The following is a 24,362-nucleotide window of genomic DNA, read 5'->3' on the forward strand; positions in this document are numbered from 1 at the left end:
GGGCATAGTGCCACTATTGAGTGCGGCGGGCATCTGTAAACGTCTGCCGGTACCTGCGCCCGGCATCGGTCGGCGCTCAGCGGTCGCGCGACTCCTGTGCGTCGGCCTCGGCATTGCGCTGGGCAATACGCTTCTTCTGCTCGTCGGTGAGCGGAATTTTCCGGGCCGTGGAGCGCAACATCAACAGACTGCCGACGATCGAGCCGAGCGCGACGACCAGAATCAGCCAGAAATACCAGGGCATGGGTTCCTCCAGACAGGCGAGCGGTTTACGCACTTTACTTGGGTGCGCCCGAGCGGTCACCGTTTTGCTGATCATGCCTGTTTGGACCCTGCGCCGAGGCTTTCGTCGCATGGGACATTTTCTGCGACAATGCGCGCCGAATTTCTCGAGGACATGCCATGACCTGCCAGACTCCGATTATCGTAGCGCTCGACTTCCCCTCCCGCGATGCCGCACTGGCATTGGCCAGGCAGCTCGATCCGCGGCTGTGTCGGGTGAAGGTCGGCAAGGAGCTGTTCACTCGCTGCGGCCCAGCGATCGTCGAGGCGTTGCAGGCAATGGATTTCGAAGTCTTCCTCGACCTCAAATTCCATGACATCCCCAACACCACGGCGATGGCGGTGAAAGCCGCTGCCGAGCTGGGTGTGTGGATGGTCAACGTGCATTGCTCCGGTGGCCTGCGGATGATGGCGGCCTGTCGCGAGACCCTGGCCGGCATGGCCGGCCCCGCGCCGCTGCTGATTGGCGTCACCGTTCTGACCAGCATGGAGCAGGACGATCTGGCCGGCATCGGCTTGGATGTCGCGCCGCAGGAGCAGGTACTGCGTCTGGCCGGTCTTGCCGCCCAGGCGGGGCTGGACGGACTGGTGTGTTCGGCCCAGGAAGCCGTGCCGCTGAAAGCGCAGTTCCCGGCGCTGCAACTGGTTACACCGGGTATCCGGCCTGCGGGTAGTGCCCAGGACGATCAGCGCCGGATTCTGACTCCGGCTCAGGCCATGGCGGCGGGGTCCGATTATCTGGTTATTGGTCGCCCGATCAGCCAGGCCGCGGACCCGGCGAGCGCGCTGGCCAGCGTGGTAGCCGAGCTGGCGTAAGCGCGAACGAGAAGGCCGAGCCACTGGGCTCGGCCTGTGACTTCACCTCGTTACGCTCAGCTGACCTTAAGGACCAGCTTGCCGAAGTTGCCGCCGGTGAACAGCTTCATCAGTGTTTCGGGGAAGGTCTGCAGGCCCTCGATGACGTCCTCCTTGCTCTTGAGCTTGCCGCTGGCCAGCCACTCGGCCATGTCGCGCATCGCTTCGGGGTAGCGCGAAACGTAGTCGGTGACCACCATGCCCTCCATCCGTGCGCGGTTGACCAGCAGCGACAGATAGTTGGACGGGCCCTTCACCGCTTCCTTGTTGTTGTACTGGCTGATGGCGCCGCAGATCACTACCCGCGCGCCGACGCTCAGGCGCTGCAGCACCGTGTCGAGGATGTCGCCACCGACGTTGTCGAAGTACACGTCCACGCCTTTCGGGCACTCACGCTTGAGCGCCGCGGCCAGGTCCTCGTTCTTGTAGTCGATGGCGCCATCGAAGCCGAGCTTCTCGGTGAGGAACCGGCACTTGTCCGCGCCGCCAGCGATGCCGACCACGCGGCAGCCCTTGATCTTCGCGATCTGCCCGGCAATGCTGCCGACCGCGCCGGCGGCCCCGGAAATCACCACGGTCTCGCCGGCCTTCGGCTGGCCGACCGACAGCAGCGCGAAGTAGGCGGTCATGCCGGTCATGCCCAACGCCGAGAGATAGCGCGGCAGTGGTGCCTGTTGCGGATCGACCTTGTAGAAGCCCTTCGGCTCGCCAAGGTAGTACGCTTGCACGCCCAGGGCGCCGTTGACGTAATCACCTTCCTTGTAATCGGGATGCTGCGAGGCGATCACCTTGCCCACGCCCAGTGCACGCATCACCTCGCCGATGCCCACCGGCGGGATGTAGGACTTGGCGTCGTTCATCCAGCCACGCATGGCCGGATCGATGGACAGATACTCGACCTTGACCAGAATCTGATTCGGTCCAGGCTCGCCCAGCGGTTTCTCGACGAACTCGAAGGTCTCGCGGGTCGGTGCACCGACAGGTCGCTGGGCGAGCAGGAATTGCTGGTTGAGCAGGGTCATGAACGTTTGCCTCGTAGTTGCGAAAGGTTTGGTGTAGCTCGCCCGGCGCGCAGCTGCAAGGGACGTCGGAGCGCTGGAATGCACAGGCATCCACTTCGGTGATATGACCGCGGCGGCGGTGAAATGCCCGTACGCATGAGGGTATAAGTCTGACCGGGACGCTTGGCGTGGTCATTTCAGGCACAAAGCGAGTCGAAAATCTTCGGGAAGAACAATCATGAGCATGACATTCTCCGGCCAGGTCGCCCTGGTGACGGGCGCGGCGGCCGGCATCGGTCGCGCCACGGCGCTCGCATTCGCCCAGCAGGGGCTCAAGGTGGTACTGGCGGACATCGACGAGGCGGGCATTCGCGACGGCGCCGAGGCCATTCGCGCCGCGGGTGGCGAGGCGATCGCCGTTCGTTGTGACGTGACGCGCGACGAGCAGGTCAAGGCGCTGATCGAGCAGACACTGGCGCAGTACGGCCGCCTGGATTATGCGTTCAACAACGCCGGCATCGAGATCGAGCAGGGGCGTCTGGCCGAGGGCAGCGAAGCGGAGTTCGACGCGATCATGGGCGTCAACGTCAAGGGTGTCTGGCTGTGCATGAAGCATCAGCTGCCGGTCATGCTCGCCCAGGGCGGCGGAGCGATCGTCAACACCGCATCGGTCGCGGGGCTCGGTGCCGCGCCGAAGATGAGCATCTATGCGGCGTCCAAGCATGCGGTGATCGGCCTGACCAAGTCGGCGGCGATCGAGTACGCCAAGAAGCAGATTCGCGTGAACGCCGTCTGCCCGGCCGTGATCGATACCGACATGTTCCGCCGCGCCTATGAAGCCGACCCGCGCAAAGCGGAGTTCGCGGCCGCCATGCACCCGGTCGGGCGCATCGGCAAGGTGGAGGAGATCGCCGCGGCTGTGCTCTATCTGTGCAGCGACGGCGCCGCGTTCACCACGGGCCACGCCCTGGCAGTGGATGGTGGTGCGACGGCGATCTGACGACGCACCCGACGCTGCCTGGCCGGACACCCCCTTCAGCGCCGCTCAGTTGCGGCGGCGCAGAATCAGCAAGGTGATTACCCCCGCGATCAGGCCCCACAGCGCCGCGCCGATGCCGAACAGCGTCAGCCCCGATGCCGTCACCATGAAGGTGATCAGCGCTGCTTCGCGCTCGTTGGGCTGCTGCATCGCCTGGGTCAGCCCCGAACCGATCGAGCCGAGCAGGGCCAGCGCCGCGATGGACAGCACCAGCGCGGCCGGAAAGGCCGCGAACAGCGCCGCCAGCGTCGCACCGAAGATACCGGCGATGCCGTAGAACACGCCGCACCAGGCTGCTGCGGTGTAGCGTTTGCCTGGGTCGGGGTGCGCCTCCGGGCCGGCGCAGATCGCCATGGTGATCGCCGCCAGATGGATGCCGTGGGAGCCGAATGGGGCCAGCAGCACCGAGGCGATGCCCGTTGTCGAGATCAGTGGCGAAGCCGGCACCTGATAGCCCTCGGCGCGCAGCACGGCAAGCCCCGGCATGTTCTGCGAGGCCATTGCGATAACGAACAGCGGGATGCCGATGCTGAATACGGCAGCGAAAGAGAACGCCGGGGTGGTCCACACCGGCACCGCTATCTGCAGGCTGAAGCGCTGGAAATCCAGCAGGCCGGTAACCTCGGCGATCAGGCAACCCACCAGCAGTGCGGCCAGCACTGCGTAACGTGGCTGCAGGCGCTTGGCCAGCAGGTAGCTGAAGAACATGCCGAGCACCAGCACCGGCTGGACACCAACGGCGCGGAAGATTTCGCTGCCGATGTTGAACAGCACGCCTGCCAGCAGCGCGGCGGCCAGGGACGCCGGTACCCGCCGCATGAGGCGGTCGAAGCTGCCAGTGATGCCGCACAGCGCGATCAAGGCCGATGCGAAGATGAAGGCGCCGATCGCTTCGGCATAGGGGACGCCGGGCAGGCTGGTGATCAGCAGCGCGGCGCCGGGCGTCGACCAGGCAACCACCACGGGCGTGCGATAGCGCAACGACAAGCCGATGCTGCAGATCGCCATGCCGATGGACAGCGCCCAGATCCACGACGAGATCTGTCCGGCGCTCAGCCCGGCCGCCTGGCCCGCCTGGAACATCAGCACCAGTGAACTGGTGTAGCCGGTGAGCATGGCAATGAAGCCGGCGACGACAGTGGATGGCGAGCTGTCGCTCAGAGGACGCAGGGCGCTGCGACTGATTTCGTTCATTCTTTGCTGTTCTTCTGCTGAGCGATGGGAGGCCGACGGCCGCCGCAGCCTATGGTACAAGCCTAGGGGGCTGCGCTGGCCAGCGTCCCGGTACAGCCAAAGGCGCGTTGGGCGTAACAGTCGGCAAAGGCTGCTGCCTGTCATCGCCCCGCCAGGCGCTTCACCTGCGAACTGGCACCCTTGTTGCTATCTAGTCTTTGCTCGCCGCGCGATGCGTCAAAAAAACCGCGGCTGTTGGAGGATTAGATGAGTCAGGGCGTTCAATTCAATCGCTTGATGCTGGAAATGCGGGCCATGCAGACCGATGCCATGGCGCGTTCCAAGCCGGAGGTCCAGACCCAGGAGGTCGGCGCGCCGAGCTTTTCCGACATGCTTGGCCAGGCGGTGAACAAGGTGCACGAAACCCAGCAGGTTTCGAGCCAGCTCGCCTCTGCCTTCGAGATGGGGCAGGGCGGCGTCGACCTGACCGAAGTGATGATCGCCTCGCAGAAGGCCAGCGTTTCCTTTCAAGCCATGACCCAGGTGCGCAACAAGCTGGTTCAGGCTTACCAAGACATCATGCAGATGCCGGTGTGAGGCGGATTGAATCATGGCTGAAGCGGTGAGCAACGTTCCGGTGCCGGCAACCCCCGAGGGTGGCAAGAAGCCCTTGCTGGGCCTGTCGTTCCTGGAAAACCTTTCGGAAATGTCCATGCTGCGGCAGATCGGCCTGTTGGTCGGGCTGGCGGCCAGCGTGGCGATGGGTTTTGCCGTGGTGCTCTGGTCGCAGCAACCCGATTACCGCCCGCTGCTCGGCAGCCTGGCGGGAATGGATGCCAATCAGGTGATGGAAACCCTCGCCGCCGCGGACATCGCCTATACCGTCGAACCCAATTCCGGCGCCCTGCTGGTCAAGGCCAATGATCTGGCGCGTGCCCGCCTGAAGCTCGCAGGCGCCGGCATCGCACCGGCCGACAGCAACATCGGTTTCGAGATTCTGGACAAGGATCAGGGCCTCGGCACCAGCCAGTTCATGGAGGCGACCCGTTATCGCCGTGGCCTCGAGGGTGAGCTGGGTCGTACCATTTCCAGCCTGAACAACGTCAAGGGTGCTCGTGTGCACCTGGCGATTCCGAAAAGCTCGGTATTCGTGCGCGACGAGCGCAAGCCCAGCGCTTCGGTTCTGGTGGAACTCTATCCAGGGCGAGCGCTGGAGCCGAGCCAGGTGATGGCCATCATCAACCTGGTTGCCACCAGCGTGCCGGAGCTGAACAAGTCGCAGATCACCGTGGTCGACCAGAAGGGCAACCTGCTCTCCGACCAACAGGAGCTGACCGAGCTGAGCATGGCGGGCAAGCAGTTCGACTACAGCCGCCGCATGGAAAGCCTCTATACCCAGCGTGTGCACAATATCCTGCAGCCGGTGCTTGGCAGTGGCCGCTACAAGGCGGAAGTCTCGGCGGATGTGGATTTCAGCGCGGTTGAATCCACCTCGGAGACCTTCAACCCGGACCAGCCGGCGCTGCGCAGCGAGCAGAGCGTCAATGAACAGCGCCAGAGCAGCCTGCCGCCGCAAGGTGTGCCGGGTGCCCTGAGCAACCAGCCGCCGGGCCCGGCTTCGGCTCCCGAGCAGGCCAATCAGGCCGCTGCGGCCGCCGGTGCCGTGGCGCCCGGCCAACCGCTGGTGGACGCCAACGGTCAACAGATCATGGACCCGGTGACCGGCCAGCCGATGCTGGCGCCGTTCCCGGCAGACAAGCGCGAGCAGGCCACGCGCAATTACGAGCTCGACCGTTCCATCAGCTACACCAAGCAGCAGCATGGCCGCCTGCGCCGCCTGTCGGTGGCGGTGGTAGTCGACGACCAGATGTCGCTCAATGCGGCTGGCGAGATGGTGCGCGTGCCGTGGAATGCCGACGATCTGGCGCGCTTCACCCGGCTGGTACAGGACGCCGTTGGCTTCGACGCCAGCCGCGGCGACAGCGTCAGCGTGATCAATACCGCCTTCGTCGCCGACAGCTTCGGTGAAACCTTCGAGGAGATTCCGTTCTACTCGCAGCCCTGGTTCTGGGATGTCGTCAAGCAGGTGCTCGGCGTGCTGTTCATCCTGGTCCTGGTGTTCGGTGTACTGCGCCCGGTGCTCAAGAGCCTGACCAATCCGAACGCCGGTAAAGAACTGCAGGTGGCCGGCATGCCCGGTGAACTGGGCGAGGACGAAGGTCTGGATGGCGGCCTGACCAACGACAGGGTCAGCCTGAGCGGTCCGCAGAACATCCTGCTGCCAAGCCCCAGCGAGGGATATGAAGCCCAGCTGAACGCGATCAAGAACCTGGTGGCCGATGACCCGGGACGGGTAGCCCAGGTGGTGAAAGAGTGGATCAACGCCGATGAGTGACAATCGAGTTCCAGCCAAGCTCAACAAGGTCGACAAGGCTGCCATCCTGCTGCTCTCGCTGGGCGAGACCGATGCGGCGCAGGTGCTGCGCCACCTCGGTCCGAAAGAGGTCCAGCGCGTCGGTACGGCCATGGCGCAGATGCGCAACGTGCAGAAGGCACAGATCGAGCAGGTGATGAGCGAGTTCGTCGAGATCGTCGGCGACCAGACCAGTCTGGGCGTTGGCTCCGACGGCTACATCCGCAAGATGCTCACCCAGGCACTGGGCGAGGACAAGGCCGGCGGCCTGATCGATCGTATCCTGCTGGGCGGCAACACCAGCGGTCTGGACAGCCTGAAGTGGATGGAGCCGCGCGCCGTGGCCGATGTGATCCGCTACGAGCATCCACAGATCCAGGCCATCGTGGTGGCCTATCTCGATCCGGATCAGGCCGGCGAGGTGCTGTCCCACTTCGACCACAAGGTGCGCCTGGACATCGTGCTGCGCGTGTCTTCGTTGAATACCGTGCAGCCCGCCGCCCTGAAGGAATTGAACCTGATCCTGGAGAAGCAGTTCTCCGGCAGCACCAATACCAGCCGCGCCAGCCTGGGCGGCGTGAAGCGGGCGGCCGACATCATGAACTACCTGGACAGCTCCATCGAAGGTCAGCTCATGGACGCCATCCGCGAGGTGGACGAGGACCTGTCCAGCCAGATCGAAGACCTGATGTTCGTCTTCGACAATCTCGCCGAGGTCGACGACCGTGGCATCCAGGTGCTGCTGCGTGAGGTATCCTCCGACGTGCTGGTGATGGCGCTCAAAGGCGCCGACGACGGCATCAAGGAGAAGGTCTTCAAGAACATGTCCAAGCGCGCCGGTGAGCTGCTGCGCGACGATCTGGAGGCCAAAGGGCCGGTACGTGTCAGCGACGTGGAAAATGCCCAGAAGGAAATTCTCACCATTGCTCGTCGCATGGCCGAAGCCGGGGAGATCGTTCTCGGCTCCAAGGGCGGCGAAGAGATGATCTGACAGGACAACACTGCATAGATGGCGAAGGACAACCCCAGCGACCTCATTCGCGCGAAAGACGTCAGTCTGTTCGATCGCTGGTCATTGCCCAGCTTCGACCCGCAGGGTGAAGAGGAACCGCCTGCGGAGCCGAACGTCGACGAGCCAGTCGAAGAGTTGGCGCGCAGTGAGGATGTGCCGGTCGAGGAAGTCAAACCGCTGACGCTCGATGAGCTCGAGGCGATTCGCCAGCAGGCTTATAACGAAGGCTTTGCCACCGGTGAAAAGGATGGTTTCCACGCGGGCCAGCTCAAGGCTCGTCAGGAAGCCGAGGCCGCTTTGGCGCCACGCCTGGAAAGCCTTGAGCGGTTGATGACACAGTTGCTCGATCCGATCGCCGATCAGGATCGCAATCTCGAGCACGCCATGGCGACCCTGGTCAGCCACATGGCCCGGGAAGTGATCCAGCGTGATCTGCTGATCGATTCCAGCCAGATTCGTCAGGTGCTGCGCGAGGCGCTGAAGTTGCTGCCCATGGGGGCCAGCAACGTGCGTATCCATGTCAACCCGCAGGACTTCGAACTGATCAAGGCGTTGCGCGAACGCCACGAGGAAAGCTGGCGGATTCTCGAGGACAGCAGTCTGTTACCGGGCGGCTGCCACATCGAAACCGAGCACAGCCGCATCGATGCCAGTATCGAAACGCGTCTGACCCAGGCCATCAAGCAGCTCTTCGAACAGCAGCGGGAGAATGCGACCCATCCGCCAGCAGCCGACCTGACTATCGACCTGGATGTGTCCGATGCGCCTTGAGCGAACCAGCTTCGCCAAACGTTTCGAAGCCTACGGTGACGCGATCAAGCTGGCCAGCCAGCCGCTGCTGGAGGGCCGCCTGCTGCGCATGGTCGGCCTGACCCTGGAGGCCGAGGGGCTGCGTGCGGCGGTCGGCAGCCGCTGCCTGGTGATCAACGACGACAGCTATCACCCTACCGAGGTCGAGGCGGAGGTGATGGGCTTTTCCAGTGGCAAGCTGTATCTGATGCCGGTCGGCAGCCTGGCAGGTATCGCCCCTGGCGCGCGTGTGGTGCCGCTGGTCAACACCGGACGTCTGCCCATGGGCATGTCGATGCTCGGCCGGGTGCTGGACGGTGCAGGGCGTGCCCTGGACGGCAAGGGCGGCATGAAAGCCGAGGACTGGGTACCGATGGACGGCCCGGTGATCAATCCGCTCAAGCGTCACCCGATCAGCGAGCCGCTGGATGTCGGCATCCGCAGTATCAACGGGCTGCTCACGGTGGGGCGCGGCCAGCGTCTCGGTCTGTTCGCCGGTACCGGTGTCGGCAAGTCGGTATTGCTGGGCATGATGACCCGATTCACCGAAGCCGACATCATCGTGGTCGGGCTGATCGGCGAACGCGGTCGCGAGGTCAAGGAGTTCATCGAGAATATCCTCGGTGAAGAGAGCATCAAACGTTCGGTAGTAGTCGCCTCGCCGGCCGACGAAGCGCCGCTGATGCGCCTGCGTGCCGCGCAGTACTGCACGCGTATCGCAGAGTATTTCCGCGACAAGGGCAAGAACGTACTGCTGCTGATGGATTCGCTGACCCGCTATGCCCAGGCCCAGCGTGAAATCGCCCTCGCCATCGGCGAGCCGCCGGCTACCAAGGGCTACCCACCATCGGTGTTCGCCAAGCTGCCCAGCCTGGTTGAGCGCGCGGGCAATGCCGAGCAGGGTGGCGGCTCGATCACGGCGTTCTACACGGTGCTGTCCGAAGGCGATGACCAACAGGATCCGATCGCTGATGCTGCTCGCGGTGTGCTCGATGGGCACATCGTGTTGTCGCGCCGCCTGGCCGAGGAAGGCCACTATCCGGCTATCGACATCGAGGCTTCCATCAGCCGCGTAATGCCACAGGTGGTGGGCGCCGAGCACGTTCGCGCCTCGCAACGCTTCAAGCAGCTCTGGTCCCGTTATCAGCAGAGCCGCGATCTGATCAGCGTCGGCGCCTACGTGCCGGGCGGCGATCCGGAGACCGATATGGCCATTGCACGCCAGGCCGAAATGGTCAGCTACCTGCGTCAGGGGCTCGATGAAAGCGAGGGGCTGAGCCAGAGTGCCGCGCAATTGGCTGCGGTGTTCGCCCCTCGGCAGGCGGGCTAATCGATGGCGGCCAGCCGAGCGGCACGCCTGGCGCCGGTGATCGAGATGGCCGAGAAGGCCGAGCAGGATGCCGCGCGCCTGCTGGGGCAGGCGCAGACCCAGCTCGCGCAGGCCGAAACCAAGCTCGCCGAGCTCGAGCAGTACTTTCGTGATTATCAGCAGCAGTGGATGCAGCAGGGTAGCCAAGGCGTTTCCGGCCAGTGGCTGATGAACTATCAGCGCTTCCTGTCGCAGCTGGAGTCGGCCATCAGCCAGCAGCAGCGTAGCGTCAACTGGTATCGCGACAATCTGCTCAAGGTCCGTCAGCAATGGCATCAAAAGCACGCGCGGGTGGAAGGGCTGAGCAAGCTCATCGAGAGCTATCAGCGCGAAGCCCGTATCGCGGCGGACAAGCGCGAACAGAAACTGCTCGACGAATTCGCCCAGCGTCTGGCCGGTCGTTCACGGGAACACTGAGCGGCACCGGCTCTGTTTCGCGGCAGCACGAGGCGGCTCCGGCGGGATTCGTGCTTGCCGCGCCGAGGCTTGAATGATAAATCTTCACCCGTTCAACGCGGCGGTCGCCGATCGGGTTATGAATAGCGGTTCGGTCCCGCCCTGTCAGTTCGCTGGCCTGGATCGCTGCCTTTTCAGCCGGTGTGCGGCTGCCCAACTCGCATAATCAACGATGGCTGCCAACGAAGCGGCCGTCGAGATGTTCCGGATCAGGGAGTGCCACATGACCATTACCTCGCAGCCTTCGGCAGATGGGCAGGAGCTGACCATAGCCATCAGCGGACGCTTCGACTTCAATGCGCATCAGGCCTTCCGCGACGCCTACCAGCGTCAGGACGTGAGCCCGCAGCGTTATGTGGTGAATCTGCAGGGCACCACCTACATGGACAGCTCGGCGCTGGGCATGCTGCTGCTGCTGCGTGACCATGCCGGGGGCGACGAAGCCGACATTCGCCTGCTCAACTGCAGCCCCGACGTGCGCAAGATCCTCTCGGTATCCAACTTCGAACAGCTGTTCGTGATCGCCTGACATGCCCGTGGGGCTGACGATCCTGATCGCCGAGGACAGCCCGGTCGATCGGATGCTGCTTTCGACCATCGTCGCCAAGCAGGGGCATCGCGTGCTCACCGCCGCCGATGGTCTTGAAGCGGTACAGCTGTTCGAGCGGGAGAAACCGCAGCTGGTGCTCATGGACGCGCTGATGCCTGTGATGGATGGCTTCGAGGCGGCCCGGCGCATCAAGCAGTTGGCCGGCGACGAGCTGGTGCCAATCATCTTCCTGACTTCGCTGACCGAGCATCAGGCGCTGGTCAGTTGCCTCGAGGCAGGGGGTGACGACTTTATCGCCAAGCCCTACAACCCGATCATTCTCGAAGCCAAGATCCAGGCCATGCATCGCCTGCGCCGTCTGCAGGCGACCGTGCTCGAGCAGCGCGATCTGATCGTCCGGCGCAACCAGCAGCTGCTCGACGAGCATCGCGCGGCCAAGGCGATCTTCGACAAGGTTGCCCATGCTGGCTGTCTCAGCGCGCCTAACATCCGTTACCGACAATCACCCCAGGCGCTGTTCAACGGCGATCTGCTGCTGGCTGCGCAGGCGCCGGCAGGGCAGATGTTCGTTCTGCTCGGTGATTTCACCGGCCATGGACTGCCAGCGGCGATCGGCGCCATGCCGCTGGCGGAAACCTTCTATGGCATGACCGCCAAGGGCCATTCGAGCAACGACATCCTTCGCGAGATGAATGCCAAGCTCAAACAGATCCTGCCGGTGGAGATGTTCTGCTGCGCAACGCTGCTGGACATCGACCCCAAGCAGGGGCGTTTACGCGTGTGGAACGGCGGTCTTCCTGATGGCTACCTGATTTCGGCGGATGGTCGGCAGACCCCGCTGGTGTCACGGCATCTACCGCTGGGCGTCGTCTCGGCTGCGAAGCTGGATGACAAGTTCGAACACTATCCTGTGGCGCCGGGCGATCGGCTTCTGCTGCTTTCCGATGGGGTCGTGGAGAGCCGCAATGCCGACGACGAGCTGTTCGGTGAGCAGCGTCTGCTGGCCGCCCTGGCTGCCAACCGCGATCCGTCGCGGTTGTTCGACGAGATCGAGCAGGCGCTGCTCGACTTTCATGGCCAGCCCCACGACGATTTGAGCCTGGTCGAGGTCGTGGTCAGTGACGAAGCGGTGCCGATGCCGCTGGCGGCGCCGGTTTCGGCAAGTCGTGTACGTCCAATGGATTGGTCGTTTCGGATCGAACTGCGCGCCGACAGCCTGCGTGGCGGCAATCCGCTGCCCTCCGTGCTGCAAGTTCTCTTGCAGGTCAACCAGCTGCGTCCGCGTGCCGGTCAGATCTATACAGTGCTTGGCGAACTCTATTCCAATGCGCTGGAGCACGGCGTGCTGGGGCTCGATTCGACCCTCAAGTGCGATGGGGACGGCTTCAAGCGCTACTACGAGTTGCGTCAGCAGCGTTTGCAGACGCTTGCCGAGGGCCATGTGCACCTCGAGCTGAGCATCAAGACCGGCCCGCAGGGCGGACGATTGCGGGTCGCTATCAGCGACAGCGGCAGCGGGTTCGATGTGGCCCGGGCATTGCGGCTCGGGCTCGGCCGAGACCAGTTCAGTGGGCGCGGCTTGCACCTGGTGCGCGAGCTGAGCGATGGGTTCGAGTGGCGGCCGGACGGGCGAGGTCTGAGCGTAGAGTTCAGCTGGCCGCCTGAGGCATAATCCGGCCCTTTGAATCAGGAGTGTCCCGGTGACCAACACTCATCTCGATAGTGCCGTGCTCGCCACGCTGCAGGACGTGATGGAGGGTGAGTACCCGGCGCTGCTGGATACCTTTCTCGCCGATTCCGAAGAGCGGGTTCGGCTGCTTCGCCAGGCATGTCAGGCTGACCAGGCCGAGGCGCTGCGCCGTGCCGCACACAGTTTCAAAGGCAGCTGCAGCAACATGGGTGCGACCCTGCTGGCCGAATTGTGTCAGGAGCTGGAAACGGCGGCTCGGGAGGAGCAGCTGGGCAAGGCGCCGGCGCTCATCGAGTCCATCGAGCGCGAGTTCGCCATCATCGGCATCCTGTTTCGTGCCGAGCGCCAGCGCTACGGCTGAGCGGCCAATTCTCTGACGCAGCCGCTCGTCGCCGGCCAGGCGATGCGGCCGAACCTGCCCGTCAAGCGCGCGGTTCAGCTTGTTCCGACAGGGCATCGCTACGCTGGCCCGGAACTTGCTCCGTTTCCCGCCACGATCCATCCGTAGCGGAATCTCCTCATGGCCGTTTCCCCCGACCTGTTGCTCAAATCCCCGACCGTCGATGCGCGACCCAAAGCCGCGACCAAGGCGCCTGATACGCCGCGCGACGGTCGGGACAACGGCAACGCCAGCTTTTCCGATGTCTACGCCAAGGAGCGCCAGGCCAAGCCGGTCGACCGACCCGCGCGCAACGATGGCGCTCGTGACAAGTCCGTCGAGGACAAGGGGCGGCAAGAGGCCGCCGGCGCAACCAGTGACGAAAAGCCGGCGGTTGCCGAGAGCGGCAATACCTTGCCTGCCGAAACAGTGACGGACGAGGCGCCCGACAGCGAGCTCGACCCATTGCTGCTGCTCGGTCTGGGCGCCCAGTTGGTGCCCGCGGAAGACGTACAACCGGCGACGGATGCAGGCGGTGAGACGCTTCTGTCCGGCTTGCCGGTCGCGCAGCCGCCGATTGCTGCCGCCATTGATCAGACGATGGAGGAGACACTCTCTGCGGGGCTGCCGACGCTGGACGAAGCGTCGAGCGCGCTGCCGAAGGCCGTCCAGGCACAACCACAGAACCCGCTCGTGGACGCTCAGGCAAAGGCCGAAGTGGATGACGGTTTCGCCAGTCTATTGGCCGGCCAGTCCGCCGATACGCCTGAAGAGCCAGAGCTGGAGCTGACAACCAAGGAGCTTCTGGAAAGCCTCGAGGGGCCGAAGGAGAGCCGCAGCTCGAGTTCCGCAGACCCAGCTGCGGCTCGCCTGAACCCGTTGAGCCAGGCCATCGCCCAGCAGGTCCAGCAGCCGCAGCGACCGGCCCTGGTTCCTGGCCAGCCGGTGCAGATGCAGCAGGCCGGCTGGAGCGAGGCAGTGGTGGATCGGGTGATGTGGCTGTCCAGCCAGAACTTGAAGTCGGCCGAGATCCAGCTCGATCCGGCTGAGCTTGGTCGCATGGAAGTGCGGATAGATCTGACCAAGGATCAGGCCCAGGTGACATTCCTCAGCCCTCATGCCGGTGTGCGTGAGGCCCTTGAAGGCCAGATGCAGCGCTTGCGCGAAATGTTCACCCAGCAGGGCATGAACCTGATGGATGTCAACGTCTCCGATCAGTCCCAGGCCCGCGGCTGGCAGGGCGGTGGCGAGGGTGGTTCGTCGCGCGGCGGAGCTTCGGCAGAGGCCGAAGAAGAACTGCAGGCCGGTGTCAGCGAGATCGCCAGCAACCGGGCCACGGGCGATCGTGGCCTGGTGGATTACTACGCCTAAGGCGCCCCCCGCCAATATCTTCCGACGCCGGCGTAGCCTCGAGGCTGGCGCCGGCCTGTCGCCGCCCGTCGTGCTTGTCGCGGTCCCGGGCCTGGCGCAGAGGTTGCCGTCTTCGATTTCCTGATACCTTGTCCGAGCAGCATTTGGCTGGCGCCGTAGCCGTGCCGGCGAAAGGACGTTGGCACAGCTGTTGCTCCGAACTCGCAAAACCCACAACGAAACGCTGTTGATGACGGATATTTGGCATGGCTAAGAAACAGGCTCCCGCAGCGGTGCCGCCCACCGGGCCGGATGCGGCGCCAGCGGGCAAGGGGCGACTGAAACTCATCATCCTGATCGTGGTCGCCATGTTGGTGGCCGTAGGACTTTCCGTGGGCGGCACCCTGTACTTCATGAGCAAGGGCGACGATCTGGAAGGCAGCAAGACGCAGGAGGCGGCGACTACCGTTTCCGGCAAGCAGCCGGCCATCTACGAGGTGCTCATGCCGGCGTTCGTGGTCAACTTCAACCACAAGGGGCGGCAGCGCTACATGCAGGTGAGCATCGCTTTGATGTCGCGTGATCAGGCGGCACTGGATGCGCTCAAGGTGCACATGCCGCTGTTGCGCAATCGTCTGGTCATGCTGCTGTCCAGCCAGGATTTCGAGGCGTTGAAAACGCCGGTAGGCAAGGAGATGCTGCGTCAGCAGGCGACTGCCAGCGTGCAGGAGCTGGCGCAGAAGGAAATTGGCAAGCTTGCCATCGAGCAAGTGCTTTTCACCAACTTCGTATTGCAATAGAAGGCTGCCGCAGATGGCTGTTCAAGACCTGCTCTCGCAAGACGAGATCGATGCGCTCCTGCACGGGGTCGACGACGGTCTGGTGGATACCGAAAGCGATTCCGAGCCGGGGTCCATCAAGAGCTACGACCTGACCAGTCAGGACCGTATCGTGCGCGGGCGCATGCCCACGCTGGAGATGATCAACGAGCGTTTCGCCCGTTATACCCGCATCAGCATGTTCAACCTGTTGCGCCGCTCGGCCGATGTCTCGGTGGGCGGCGTCCAGGTGATGAAGTTCGGCGAGTACGTGCATTCGCTGTACGTGCCGACCAGCCTCAACCTGGTGAAGATGAAGCCGCTGCGTGGCACGGCATTGTTCATCCTCGACGCCAAGCTGGTATTCAAGCTGGTGGACAATTTCTTCGGAGGTGACGGGCGCCACGCCAAGATCGAGGGCCGCGAGTTCACCCCGACCGAGCTGCGCGTCGTGCGCATGGTGCTGGATCAGGCCTTTGCCGATCTGAAGGAAGCCTGGCACGCGGTGCTGGACGTCAACTTCGAGTACGTCAACTCGGAGGTGAACCCGGCGCTGGCCAACATCGTCAGCCCCAGCGAGGTGGTGGTGGTGTCCACCTTCCACATCGAGCTGGACAGTGGCGGCGGCGATCTGCACGTGACCATGCCCTATTCGATGATCGAGCCGATCCGCGAGATGCTCGATGCCGGTTTCCAGTCCGATGTCAGCGACCAGGACGAGCGCTGGGTAAAGGCCCTGCGCGAGGACATCCTGGACGTCAATGTTCCGCTGGGCGCGACGGTTGTGCGCCGCCAGCTCAAGCTGCGCGACATTCTCAACATGCAGCCCGGCGATGTGATTCCCGTGGAAATGCCGGAAGACATGATCATGCGCGCCAATGGCATGCCGGCCTTCAAGGTCAAGCTGGGTGCCCACAAGGGCAACCTGGCATTGCAGGTGCTGGAACCCGTGGTTCGCCCACGCTGAACCAGCCCTTTACTCAATTCGAGCCGATCGAGGATTAGCGATGGCAGACGAACGCGACACTACATCTCCCGAGGAACAGGCGCTGGCCGACGAGTGGGCCGCGGCTCTGGCCGAGGCGGGCGATGCCTCCCAGGACGATATCGATGCGCTGCTCAACCAGGGGCCGACAGCGGCGGCGCCCGCCGCACCCGCGGCGCCGCGCGCGCCGCTGGAGGATTTCGCCAGCGCGCCGAAATCCAATGGTATGCAGCTGGGGCTGGACGGCCCGAACCTGGACGTCATCCTCGACATTCCCGTATCGATTTCGATGGAGGTCGGCAGTACCGAGATCAGCATCCGCAATCTGCTGCAGCTCAATCAGGGCTCGGTGGTGGAGCTCGATCGACTGGCCGGCGAGCCACTGGACGTACTGGTCAATGGGACGCTGATCGCCCACGGCGAAGTGGTGGTGGTCAACGAGAAGTTCGGTATCCGGCTGACCGATGTGATCAGCCCCACCGAACGCATCAAGAACTTGCGCTGACATGCGTGGCCTGGCAATTCTGGCCGCGCTCGTGGCGCTTCCGGTGTGGGCGGCGGAGCCGGCAACGAGCATGAGCAGCGCGAGCATGGGTGCGCAGCTGAGCAAGCTGTTGCTCGGCCTGCTACTGGTGATCGGCCTGATCTTTCTGCTGGCCTGGCTGCTGCGCCGTGTACAGCAGCTCAATCCGCGTGGCGCCCAGGTGATCAAGCTGGTCTCCAGCCAGGCGCTGGGGCCGCGTGAGCGGCTGGTGCTGGTGCAGGTCGGTGGCGAGCAGATTCTCGTCGGCCTGAGTGGCGGGCGCATCACGCCGCTGCATGTGATGCGCGAGCCGGTGCACCTGCCGGATGCCGAGCCGGCCAACCCTGAATTCGCCCAGCGTCTGATGGAGCTGCTCGGCAAGGATCACAAGGACAAGCCTTGATGTTGCGCATTCTGCTGCTGGCCACGCTGATGCTGGTCGGCCCTCTGGCCATGGCGCAGGAGCCTTCCGGCATCCTGGCGCAGGGCAACAATCCGCTGTCGATCCCGGCGATCACCCTGACCACCGATGCCGAGGGGCAGCAGGAGTATTCGGTCAGTCTGCAGATCCTGCTGATCATGACGGCGCTGAGCTTCATCCCGGCGTTCGTCATGCTGATGACCAGCTTCACCCGGATCATCATCGTCTTCTCGATCCTGCGTCAGGCACTGGGGCTGCAACAGACGCCGTCGAACCAGATCCTCATCGGCCTGACGCTGTTCCTCACGCTGTTCATCATGGCGCCGGTGTTCGACCGGATTAACCAGGACGCGCTGCAGCCCTATCTGAGCGAGCAGATTCCGGCACAGGAGGCGATCGCCCGCGCCGAAGTACCGCTGAAGAACTTCATGCTGGCGCAGACCCGCGAGAGCGACCTGGAGCTATTCGTGCGGCTGTCGCAGCGCACCGACATCCCCTCGCCGGAAGCCGCACCGATGACCATCCTGGTCCCGGCGTTCGTGACCTCCGAGCTGAAAACAGCGTTTCAGATCGGTTTCATGATCTTCATTCCGTTCCTGATCATCGACATGGTGGTGGCCAGCGTGCTGATGGCGATGGGCATGATGATGCTGTCGCCGCTGATCATCTCGCTGCCGTTCAAGATCATGCTGTTCGTGCTGGTGGACGGCTGGGGGCTGATCATCGGCACCCTGGCCGGCAGCTTCGGCACGCTTTAGGGAAGGACGCAGATGACTCCAGAAGTGGCGGTGGACCTGTTTCGTGAAGGCCTCTGGATGACCGCGATGATCGTCGGCGTGCTGGTGGTGCCCAGCCTGCTGGTCGGTCTGGTGGTGGCGATGTTCCAGGCGGCGACGCAGATCAACGAGCAGACCCTGAGCTTTCTGCCGCGCCTGCTCGTCATGCTGTTGACGCTGATCTGGGCCGGCCCGTGGCTGGTGCGCGAGCTGATGGAGTACACCCAGAACCTCGTGCACAACATTCCGTTGCTGATCGGGTAGGCGCGTGCTTGAGCTGAGCAATGCGCAGATCGGCGGCTGGGTAGGGCAGTTCCTCCTGCCGCTGTTTCGCATCGCCGCGTTGCTGATGAGCATGCCGCTGATTGGCACCCAGCTGGTGCCGGTGCGCGTGCGGTTGTATCTGGCGCTGGCCATCGCCCTGGTTCTGGTGCCGACCCTGCCGCCGATGCCGGTGGTCGAATCCCTGAGCCTGGCTTCGCTGCTACTGATCGCCGAACAGCTGCTGATCGGCGTGATGTTCGGTTTCGTCCTGCAGCTGTTCTTCCATGTCTTCATCGTCTCGGGTCAGCTGCTCGCCATGCAGATGGGCCTGGGCTTCGCCTCCATGGTCGACCCGGCCAACGGCATCTCCGTGCCGGTGCTCGGCCAGTTCTTCAACATGCTGGTGATCCTGCTGTTCCTCTCGGTCAACGGTCATCTGGTGGTGCTGGAGATCCTCGCCGAGAGCTTCGTCACCTTGCCGGTAGGGGCTGGCCTGTCGACCAATCACTTCTGGGAAGTGGCCGGCAAGTTGGGCTGGGTACTGGGTGCCGGCTTGTTGCTGGTGCTGCCGGCGATCACCGCGCTGCTGGTGGTCAACCTCGCGTTCGGCCTGATGACCCGTGCGGCGCCGCAGTTGAACATCTTCTCCATTGGCTTTCCGCTGACCCTGGTGCTCGGCCTGTTCATCGTCTGGATCGGTATGGCCGATATCTTCGCCCAATACCAGATATTCGTCAGCGAGGCACTGATGATGCTGCGCGAGCTGGCGGGGGCACGCTGATGAACCGGGCCCTGTACCTGACGGAGGTCGCGCATGGCTGAGAGCGAAAGCGGCGCCGACAAAAGCGAGGAACCCACAGAGAAACGCCTGCGCGAATCACGCGAGAAAGGGCAGCTGGCACGTTCCCGCGAACTCAGCACGGTGGCGGTAACGCTGGGTGGTATCGGCGGGTTGCTGGCGTCCGGTGGGGGCCTGGCGCAAGCCCTGATGGCCATGATGCAGGGCACGTTCGAGCTCAGCCGCGAAACGCTGCTGGACGAGGGCTCCATGGCGAGTCTGTTGATGGGCAGCGGTCTGATGGCGCTGGAGGCGATCATGCCCCTGCTGATCGCATTGTTGATCGCATCGATTGTCGGCCCGGTGGCACTGGGCGGCTGGCTGTTCTCGGCCAAGGCGATGGCGCCCAAGGTCAGCAGGATGAATCCAGCGGCCGGCCTTAAACGCATGTTTTCCACTCAAGCGTTGGTCGAGCTGCTGAAGGCGCTGGGCAAGTTCCTCGTCGTGCTCAGCGTTGCGCTGCTGGTGTTGTCGGCGTATCAGGACGACCTGCTGTCCATCGCCAAGCAGCCGCTGGACCTCGCCATCATGCACAGCGTCGAGATCGTCGGCTGGTGCGCCCTGTGGATGGCCTGCGGGCTGATCATCATCGCGGCGGTGGACGTGCCGTTCCAGCTTTGGGACAACAAGCAGAAGCTGATGATGACCAAGCAGGAGGTCAAGGACGAATACAAGGATTCCGAGGGCAAGCCGGAGGTCAAGTCGCGCATCCGCCAGCTGCAGCGTGAGGCTGCGCAGCGGCGCATGATGCAGGCGGTGCCCGAGGCCGACGTGGTGATCACCAACCCGACGCACTTCGCCGTCGCGCTGAAATACGACGGCGACAAGGGCGGTGCACCGCGGCTAGTGGCCAAGGGTGGCGACTTCGTGGCGCTGAAGATTCGTGAAATCGCCCAGGAGCACAAGGTGACGGTGCTGGAATCGCCGGCGCTGGCGCGGGCGGTCTATTACTCCACCGAACTGGACCAGGAAATCCCGGCTGGTCTCTACCTGGCGGTGGCGCAGGTGCTGGCGTACGTCTATCAGTTGCGTCAGTACCGCTCGGGCAAGGGACGCCGCCCCGACCCGTTGAACAATCTGCCGATTCCGCCCGACCTGCGTCGCGACGAGTGATCCGGCCAGGCGACTGGCGGCGTCGCCCGGCCACTGCGCTTATTCGATTACGCCGCAGGCGACACGTGCGCCGCCACCGCCCAGGGGCTGCGGATGGTCGGAGTGATTGTCGCCGCCCTGATGGACCATCAGCGCCAGGCCCTTGATGTCACCCAGGCTCTTCAGGCGCGGCGCCAGTACCGGCTGGCTGGCCTTGCCGTCGCTGTCTACGTAGAGCGCTGGCAGGTCGCCCATATGTCCATCACCCCAGGGCTCGCCATGCTTACCGGTGTTCTTCGGATCCCAGTGGCCGGCGGCGGCACCGGCGGCAGTCGGCTTGCCGTCTACCTCGGCCGGCTCGCAGCTGCCTTTGGCGTGGATATGAAAGCCGTGCAGGCCGGCCTGCAGCCCGGTCAGCTCGGGGCGAAACACCAGGCCGTACTCGCTGCTCTCGATCTTTACGCTGCCCACGGATTCGCCAATGCCCTGGGCGGTGACGGCGTTGACCTTGACGCTCAGGGTTTCCGCCTGGGCGGCGAGGGCAGTGCAGCCGGCCAGCGCGGCGATGATCCACTGTTTCATCTGAAAGCTCCTTTGTACAAACGGCGACGGGCTGTCGCCGGTTGCTAGTGTGACTGCCAGTTGTCGGTGGCGTTCGCTGGTGCGGCGGCTCGTGGGTATGGCCTGGGGGCAGACCGTGCGGCGGGCTCTGCGACGGGCCGTCGAAGTTGGACTCCTTCTTGCTATAACCCCGGCAGGACGCTTGTCGCGTCAAGAATTCGTTCTGTATCCCCGGGGGCTAGGTTGGATCGCACGCAACTCATCAATATTCGCAACGGCCTGACGGGCGCGGGGCGCGGCAACCTCGGCGTGCCGCTGCTGCTGCTCGTGATGATGGGCATGATGATGCTGTCGGTGCCGCCGTTCCTCCTGGATCTGCTGTTCACCTTCAACATCGCGCTGTCAATCGTCGTGCTGCTGGTCAGCGTCTATGCGTTGCGCCCGCTGGATTTCGCGGTGTTCCCGACGATTCTGCTGGTCGCCACGCTGATGCGTCTGGCGTTGAACGTGGCGTCGACGCGGGTGGTGTTGATCAACGGCCATGAAGGCGGCTCCGCTGCCGGCCATGTGATCGAAGCCTTCGGCAATGTGGTGATCGGTGGCAACTACGTCGTCGGTATCGTGGTGTTCGCGATCCTGATGATCATCAACTTCGTCGTGGTGACCAAGGGTGCCGGCCGCATCTCGGAAGTCAGCGCGCGTTTCACCCTCGATGCCATGCCTGGCAAGCAGATGGCGATCGACGCCGACCTCAACGCCGGCCTCATCGACCAGGAAGAAGCCAAGAAACGTCGCTCCGAGGTGTCTTCGGAAGCCGACTTCTACGGCTCCATGGACGGTGCCTCGAAGTTCGTCCGCGGCGATGCGATCGCCGGCCTGCTGATCCTGTTCATCAACCTCATCGGTGGTATCGCCATCGGTATCGCGCAGCACCAGATGAGCTTCAGCGAGGCCGGCCAGGTGTACGCGCTGCTGACCATCGGTGACGGTCTGGTGGCGCAGATTCCATCGCTGCTGCTGTCGACGGCGGCGGCGATCATGGTTACCCGCGTGACCAGTTCCGAGGACATGGGGCAGCAGGTGCAGCGGCAGATGTTCGCTTCTCCCAAGGCGCTGGCCGTGTCGGCGGCGATCATGATCGCAATGGGCCTGGTGCCGGGCATGCCGCATTTCTCCTTTCTGAGTCTCGGGGCGGCTGCCGCCGCTGGCGCCTACTGGATCTGGCATCGGCAGAAGCAGGCGGTCAAGAAGACCGAGCAGGAAGTGCAGAAGCAGCAGGAGATGTTGCCGGCCCAGCGCGCGGCCGAGACCAAGGAGCTTGGCTGGGACGATGTGACTCCGGTGGACATGGTCGGTCTGGAAGTGGGTTATCGCCTGATTCCGCTGGTGGATCGCAACCAGGGTGGCCAGCTGTTGGCGCGCATCAAGGGCGTTCGCAAGAAGCTTTCGCAGGATCTGGGTTTTCTCATGCCGTCGGTGCATATCCGCGACAACCTCGACCTGCTGCCCAACGCCTATCGACTGACGCTGATGGGGGTGAGCCTGGCCGAAGCCGAGGTCTACCCGGATCGCGAGCTGGCGATCAACCCGGGGCAGGTGTTCGGTCCGCTCAACGGTATCGCCGCCAGGGATCCGGCGTTCGGTCTGGAGGCTGTCTGGATCGAAGCGAGCCAGCGCGACCAGGCGCAGTCGCTCGGCTATACCGTGGTGGATGCGAGTACCGTCGTCGCCACGCACCTCAACCAGGTTCTGCACAAGCATGCCCATGAGCTGCTCGGGCATGAAGAGGTCCAGCAGCTGCTGCAGCTGCTGGCCAAGAGTTCGCCCAAGCTGGCCGAGGAGCTGGTGCCGGGCATGGTGTCGCTTTCGACGCTGCTCAAGGTGCTGCAGGCGCTGCTGCAGGAGCAGGTGCCGGTACGCGACATCCGCACCATCGCCGAGGCCATCGCTAACGTGGCCGCCAAGAGTCAAGATCCCGCCGCAATGGTGGCCGCGGTCCGTGTCGCGCTGTCGCGCGCAATCGTGCAAAACGTTGTGGGACTAGAGCCGGAGCTCCCTGTGATCACCCTCGAGCCCCGGTTGGAACAGATCTTGCTCAATAGCTTGCAGAAGGCCAATCAGGGCTCCGACGACGGCATTTTGCTCGAGCCCGGAATGGCCGAAAAGTTGCAACGGTCCCTGGTAGAAGCGGCACAGCGTCAAGAAATGCTCGGCAAGCCAGCGATTCTGCTGGTGGCCGGCCCGGTCAGGGCGATGCTGTCGCGATTTGCGCGTCTGGCGGTGCCGAACATCCATGTTCTGGCCTACCAGGAAATACCGGACAACAAGCAGGTCACCATCGTCTCGACGGTGGGTCAGAATTAACCGAGGGTGCAGGCCATGCAGGTCAAACGTTTCTTCGCCGCCGATATGCGCATCGCCATGAAAATGGTGCGTGACGAGCTGGGCGCCGATGCCGTGATCATCGGCAATCGCCGGGTCGCCGGCGGCGTCGAGCTGACGGCTGTCCTCGACTACCCGATGCAGTCCGCGCCGGCGGCAGCCAAGCCGAATGCTGCGCTGGAGGCCGAATTGCGCAAGACGCAGTCGCGCCTGGCCAGTGCCCATGCCGAGCTGAGTGCCGCACCCCGCGCGAAGATGCAGGATCGTCAACTGGTTGACGAGAAGCCAGCCGCTGCGGCGAGCAAGCCGCAACCTGCCGCGGTGGCCGAGCCGGCCGCTGCGGTGGACGCCCGCGCGATCGAGGCGATGTATTCGGAACTGCACGGGCTGCGCGAGCTGATCGAAGTGCAGCTCGGTTCGATCGCCTGGGGCCAGGAGCAGAGCCGCCGCCCGCAGCAGGCAGGCCTGTGGCGTCGCCTGCAGCGTCTGGGTCTGCCGGCGGAACTGTCGCGCAGCCTGCTGGACAAGGTCGCCGCCATCACTGATGCGCGTCAGGCCTGGCGGATGGTTCTGGCGCATCTGGCGCAGGCCATCAAGGTCAGCAAGAACGAGCCGCTGGAAGAGGGCGGGGTGATTGCCCTGGTCGGGCCCGCGGGCGTTGGCAAGACCACCACGCTGGCCAAGCTTGCCGCTCGCTATGTGCTGAAGTACGGCGCGCAGAGCATCGCTCTGGCGAGCATGGACAACTACCGCATCGGCGCCCAGGAGCAGCTCAAGACGCTTGGCCGCATCCTCGACGTACCGGTGCTGCAACTCGATCCGAGCGAGCCCCTGAGCAAGTCGCTGGCTTCGCTGGCGCGCAAGCGGGTGATCCTGATCGACACTGCCGGCCTGCCCGCCAGCGATCCGACGCTGCGCATGCAGCTGCAGGCGCTTTCGGACAAGGGTGTCAAATCGAAGAATTACCTGGTGCTGGCGGCAACCAGCCAGAGCCAGGTGCTCAAGGCGGCATGGCACAACTATCGTCGTTGCGGCCTGGCTGGCTGTATTCTGACCAAGTTGGATGAGGCGGGCAGCCTCGGTGATGTGCTCGGGCTCACAATCAGCCAGCACTTGCCGATAGCCTACCTCGCGGACGGCCCGCGCATTCCGGACGACCTGCATCTGCCGCGTAGCCATCAGCTGGTGAGCCGTGCGGTGAGTTTGCAATCCGGCGAGGAACCGAGCGAGGAAACCATGGCCGATATGTTCGCCGGGTTGTACAACGGTTCGTCACGGCGGGCTGGATGATGTGGCGACAGCGGTACCAGAATGAATCAGATGCGTGCCCTGCGTGCGCATCGC

At 64.0% G+C, this 24,362-nt stretch carries 26 protein-coding genes; 22 read left to right on the forward strand and 4 right to left on the reverse strand.

The genetic code is table 11. The features are described 5' to 3' along the window. Positions 1 to 76: 76 nt before the first annotated feature. A complete protein-coding gene (locus P5703_RS07000; RefSeq protein WP_011913707.1) occupies positions 77 to 244 on the reverse strand; it encodes a DUF2897 family protein in 168 nt (55 codons plus the stop codon). A 158-nt stretch (positions 245 to 402) separates the two neighbouring features. Here P5703_RS07000 and pyrF point away from each other — a divergent pair, with 158 nt between their 5' ends. Further along, on the forward strand, positions 403 to 1,098 hold the full coding sequence (gene pyrF / locus P5703_RS07005; protein WP_017243975.1) for an orotidine-5'-phosphate decarboxylase: 696 nt from the start codon (positions 403 to 405) through the stop codon (positions 1,096 to 1,098). Between the two features lie 56 nt (positions 1,099 to 1,154). On the opposite strand, the gene P5703_RS07010 is transcribed toward pyrF, so the two are convergent. Further along, complete coding sequence (locus P5703_RS07010; RefSeq protein WP_011913705.1) at positions 1,155 to 2,159, reverse strand: NADP-dependent oxidoreductase; 1,005 nt, start codon at positions 2,157 to 2,159, stop codon at positions 1,155 to 1,157. A gap of 217 nt (positions 2,160 to 2,376) precedes the next feature. Between P5703_RS07010 and P5703_RS07015 the strand changes: the two genes are divergently transcribed. Continuing rightward, a complete protein-coding gene (locus tag P5703_RS07015; RefSeq protein ID WP_011913704.1) occupies positions 2,377 to 3,138 on the forward strand; it encodes an SDR family oxidoreductase in 762 nt (253 codons plus the stop codon). Positions 3,139 to 3,183: 45 nt separating this feature from the next. On the opposite strand, the gene P5703_RS07020 is transcribed toward P5703_RS07015, so the two are convergent. After that, positions 3,184 to 4,371, reverse strand: a complete 1,188-nt coding sequence (locus tag P5703_RS07020; protein WP_285531538.1) for a benzoate/H(+) symporter BenE family transporter — start codon at positions 4,369 to 4,371, stop codon at positions 3,184 to 3,186. A 246-nt stretch (positions 4,372 to 4,617) separates the two neighbouring features. Here P5703_RS07020 and fliE point away from each other — a divergent pair, with 246 nt between their 5' ends. The 18 genes from fliE (at position 4,618) to flhB (ending at position 20,096) form a co-directional block, all read left to right on the forward strand. Next, on the forward strand, positions 4,618 to 4,947 hold the full coding sequence (fliE, locus tag P5703_RS07025) for a flagellar hook-basal body complex protein FliE (RefSeq protein WP_011913702.1): 330 nt from the start codon (positions 4,618 to 4,620) through the stop codon (positions 4,945 to 4,947). A 13-nt stretch (positions 4,948 to 4,960) separates the two neighbouring features. Continuing rightward, entirely contained in the window at positions 4,961 to 6,745 is a 1,785-nt protein-coding gene (gene fliF, locus P5703_RS07030) for a flagellar basal-body MS-ring/collar protein FliF (RefSeq protein ID WP_049326201.1), read from the forward strand. Then, positions 6,738 to 7,754, forward strand: coding sequence for a flagellar motor switch protein FliG (gene fliG / locus P5703_RS07035; protein ID WP_011913700.1), 1,017 nt, complete (start codon positions 6,738 to 6,740; stop codon positions 7,752 to 7,754). The genes fliF and fliG overlap by 8 nt, the downstream gene beginning before the upstream one ends. An 18-nt stretch (positions 7,755 to 7,772) precedes the next feature. Further along, positions 7,773 to 8,546 (forward strand): flagellar assembly protein FliH, encoded by a 774-nt coding sequence (gene fliH / locus P5703_RS07040; protein WP_133456682.1) that lies wholly within the window; start codon positions 7,773 to 7,775, stop codon positions 8,544 to 8,546. Then, the gene (gene fliI, locus P5703_RS07045) at positions 8,536 to 9,894 is read left to right on the forward strand and encodes a flagellar protein export ATPase FliI (RefSeq protein WP_285585949.1); all 1,359 of its coding nucleotides are present in this window, start codon (positions 8,536 to 8,538) and stop codon (positions 9,892 to 9,894) included. Before fliH ends, fliI begins: the two co-directional genes overlap by 11 nt. 3 nt (positions 9,895 to 9,897) lie before the next feature. Then, positions 9,898 to 10,350: a flagellar export protein FliJ gene (gene fliJ, locus P5703_RS07050; protein WP_285585951.1), complete on the forward strand. Its 453-nt coding sequence runs from the start codon at positions 9,898 to 9,900 to the stop codon at positions 10,348 to 10,350. A gap of 262 nt (positions 10,351 to 10,612) precedes the next feature. After that, positions 10,613 to 10,918, forward strand: a complete 306-nt coding sequence (locus P5703_RS07055; protein WP_011913696.1) for an STAS domain-containing protein — start codon at positions 10,613 to 10,615, stop codon at positions 10,916 to 10,918. A gap of 1 nt (position 10,919) precedes the next feature. Next, complete coding sequence (locus tag P5703_RS07060; protein WP_285585952.1) at positions 10,920 to 12,611, forward strand: ATP-binding SpoIIE family protein phosphatase; 1,692 nt, start codon at positions 10,920 to 10,922, stop codon at positions 12,609 to 12,611. A gap of 28 nt (positions 12,612 to 12,639) precedes the next feature. Continuing rightward, positions 12,640 to 12,990, forward strand: coding sequence for an Hpt domain-containing protein (locus tag P5703_RS07065; protein WP_285585953.1), 351 nt, complete (start codon positions 12,640 to 12,642; stop codon positions 12,988 to 12,990). A 159-nt stretch (positions 12,991 to 13,149) separates the two neighbouring features. Beyond that, positions 13,150 to 14,379 carry a flagellar hook-length control protein FliK gene (locus tag P5703_RS07070; protein WP_020307190.1) on the forward strand — a complete coding sequence of 410 codons (1,230 nt, stop codon included), beginning with the start codon at positions 13,150 to 13,152 and terminating at the stop codon, positions 14,377 to 14,379. A gap of 245 nt (positions 14,380 to 14,624) precedes the next feature. Further along, positions 14,625 to 15,158, forward strand: coding sequence for a flagellar basal body-associated protein FliL (gene fliL, locus P5703_RS07075; protein ID WP_011913692.1), 534 nt, complete (start codon positions 14,625 to 14,627; stop codon positions 15,156 to 15,158). Between the two features lie 13 nt (positions 15,159 to 15,171). Then, positions 15,172 to 16,143, forward strand: a complete 972-nt coding sequence (gene fliM / locus P5703_RS07080) for a flagellar motor switch protein FliM (protein WP_013983226.1) — start codon at positions 15,172 to 15,174, stop codon at positions 16,141 to 16,143. A gap of 40 nt (positions 16,144 to 16,183) precedes the next feature. Next, positions 16,184 to 16,666 carry a flagellar motor switch protein FliN gene (fliN, locus tag P5703_RS07085; protein WP_264884992.1) on the forward strand — a complete coding sequence of 161 codons (483 nt, stop codon included), beginning with the start codon at positions 16,184 to 16,186 and terminating at the stop codon, positions 16,664 to 16,666. 1 nt (position 16,667) lies between these two features. Then, entirely contained in the window at positions 16,668 to 17,087 is a 420-nt protein-coding gene (gene fliO, locus P5703_RS07090; protein WP_017243980.1) for a flagellar biosynthetic protein FliO, read from the forward strand. Continuing rightward, entirely contained in the window at positions 17,087 to 17,863 is a 777-nt protein-coding gene (gene fliP / locus P5703_RS07095; RefSeq protein WP_068506625.1) for a flagellar type III secretion system pore protein FliP, read from the forward strand. The genes fliO and fliP overlap by 1 nt, the downstream gene beginning before the upstream one ends. Before the next feature lie 12 nt (positions 17,864 to 17,875). Continuing rightward, a complete protein-coding gene (gene fliQ / locus P5703_RS07100; protein WP_011913687.1) occupies positions 17,876 to 18,145 on the forward strand; it encodes a flagellar biosynthesis protein FliQ in 270 nt (89 codons plus the stop codon). Positions 18,146 to 18,149: 4 nt separating this feature from the next. Next, positions 18,150 to 18,926 (forward strand): flagellar biosynthetic protein FliR, encoded by a 777-nt coding sequence (gene fliR, locus P5703_RS07105; RefSeq protein ID WP_285585954.1) that lies wholly within the window; start codon positions 18,150 to 18,152, stop codon positions 18,924 to 18,926. Positions 18,927 to 18,959: 33 nt separating this feature from the next. After that, positions 18,960 to 20,096, forward strand: coding sequence for a flagellar biosynthesis protein FlhB (flhB, locus tag P5703_RS07110; RefSeq protein ID WP_279641030.1), 1,137 nt, complete (start codon positions 18,960 to 18,962; stop codon positions 20,094 to 20,096). 39 nt (positions 20,097 to 20,135) lie between these two features. Here the strand turns inward: flhB and sodC are convergent, their stop codons facing one another. Further along, on the reverse strand, positions 20,136 to 20,657 hold the full coding sequence (gene sodC / locus P5703_RS07115) for a superoxide dismutase family protein (RefSeq protein WP_011913684.1): 522 nt from the start codon (positions 20,655 to 20,657) through the stop codon (positions 20,136 to 20,138). 222 nt (positions 20,658 to 20,879) lie between these two features. Here sodC and flhA point away from each other — a divergent pair, with 222 nt between their 5' ends. Both flhA and flhF read left to right on the forward strand, forming a co-directional pair. After that, positions 20,880 to 23,000: a flagellar biosynthesis protein FlhA gene (gene flhA / locus P5703_RS07120; RefSeq protein ID WP_151320052.1), complete on the forward strand. Its 2,121-nt coding sequence runs from the start codon at positions 20,880 to 20,882 to the stop codon at positions 22,998 to 23,000. Between the two features lie 15 nt (positions 23,001 to 23,015). After that, positions 23,016 to 24,308 carry a flagellar biosynthesis GTPase FlhF gene (gene flhF / locus P5703_RS07125; RefSeq protein WP_013983219.1) on the forward strand — a complete coding sequence of 431 codons (1,293 nt, stop codon included), beginning with the start codon at positions 23,016 to 23,018 and terminating at the stop codon, positions 24,306 to 24,308. The last annotated feature ends 54 nt before the right edge of the window (positions 24,309 to 24,362 follow it).

The sequence above is a fragment of the Stutzerimonas sp. FeSN7 genome (assembly GCF_030263795.1).
Lineage (GTDB): Bacteria > Pseudomonadota > Gammaproteobacteria > Pseudomonadales > Pseudomonadaceae > Stutzerimonas > Stutzerimonas stutzeri.

Coding starts and splice junctions, on each gene's coding strand:
- P5703_RS07000 (WP_011913707.1), bottom strand. CDS start 244: ATGCCCTGGTATTTCTGGCTGATTCTGGTCGTCGCGCTCGGCTCGATC.
- pyrF (WP_017243975.1), top strand. CDS start 403: ATGACCTGCCAGACTCCGATTATCGTAGCGCTCGACTTCCCCTCCCGC.
- P5703_RS07010 (WP_011913705.1), bottom strand. CDS start 2,159: ATGACCCTGCTCAACCAGCAATTCCTGCTCGCCCAGCGACCTGTCGGT.
- P5703_RS07015 (WP_011913704.1), top strand. CDS start 2,377: ATGAGCATGACATTCTCCGGCCAGGTCGCCCTGGTGACGGGCGCGGCG.
- P5703_RS07020 (WP_285531538.1), bottom strand. CDS start 4,371: ATGAACGAAATCAGTCGCAGCGCCCTGCGTCCTCTGAGCGACAGCTCG.
- fliE (WP_011913702.1), top strand. CDS start 4,618: ATGAGTCAGGGCGTTCAATTCAATCGCTTGATGCTGGAAATGCGGGCC.
- fliF (WP_049326201.1), top strand. CDS start 4,961: ATGGCTGAAGCGGTGAGCAACGTTCCGGTGCCGGCAACCCCCGAGGGT.
- fliG (WP_011913700.1), top strand. CDS start 6,738: ATGAGTGACAATCGAGTTCCAGCCAAGCTCAACAAGGTCGACAAGGCT.
- fliH (WP_133456682.1), top strand. CDS start 7,773: ATGGCGAAGGACAACCCCAGCGACCTCATTCGCGCGAAAGACGTCAGT.
- fliI (WP_285585949.1), top strand. CDS start 8,536: ATGCGCCTTGAGCGAACCAGCTTCGCCAAACGTTTCGAAGCCTACGGT.
- fliJ (WP_285585951.1), top strand. CDS start 9,898: ATGGCGGCCAGCCGAGCGGCACGCCTGGCGCCGGTGATCGAGATGGCC.
- P5703_RS07055 (WP_011913696.1), top strand. CDS start 10,613: ATGACCATTACCTCGCAGCCTTCGGCAGATGGGCAGGAGCTGACCATA.
- P5703_RS07060 (WP_285585952.1), top strand. CDS start 10,920: ATGCCCGTGGGGCTGACGATCCTGATCGCCGAGGACAGCCCGGTCGAT.
- P5703_RS07070 (WP_020307190.1), top strand. CDS start 13,150: ATGGCCGTTTCCCCCGACCTGTTGCTCAAATCCCCGACCGTCGATGCG.
- fliL (WP_011913692.1), top strand. CDS start 14,625: ATGGCTAAGAAACAGGCTCCCGCAGCGGTGCCGCCCACCGGGCCGGAT.
- fliM (WP_013983226.1), top strand. CDS start 15,172: ATGGCTGTTCAAGACCTGCTCTCGCAAGACGAGATCGATGCGCTCCTG.
- fliN (WP_264884992.1), top strand. CDS start 16,184: ATGGCAGACGAACGCGACACTACATCTCCCGAGGAACAGGCGCTGGCC.
- fliO (WP_017243980.1), top strand. CDS start 16,668: ATGCGTGGCCTGGCAATTCTGGCCGCGCTCGTGGCGCTTCCGGTGTGG.
- fliP (WP_068506625.1), top strand. CDS start 17,087: ATGTTGCGCATTCTGCTGCTGGCCACGCTGATGCTGGTCGGCCCTCTG.
- fliQ (WP_011913687.1), top strand. CDS start 17,876: ATGACTCCAGAAGTGGCGGTGGACCTGTTTCGTGAAGGCCTCTGGATG.
- flhB (WP_279641030.1), top strand. CDS start 18,960: ATGGCTGAGAGCGAAAGCGGCGCCGACAAAAGCGAGGAACCCACAGAG.
- sodC (WP_011913684.1), bottom strand. CDS start 20,657: ATGAAACAGTGGATCATCGCCGCGCTGGCCGGCTGCACTGCCCTCGCC.
- flhF (WP_013983219.1), top strand. CDS start 23,016: ATGCAGGTCAAACGTTTCTTCGCCGCCGATATGCGCATCGCCATGAAA.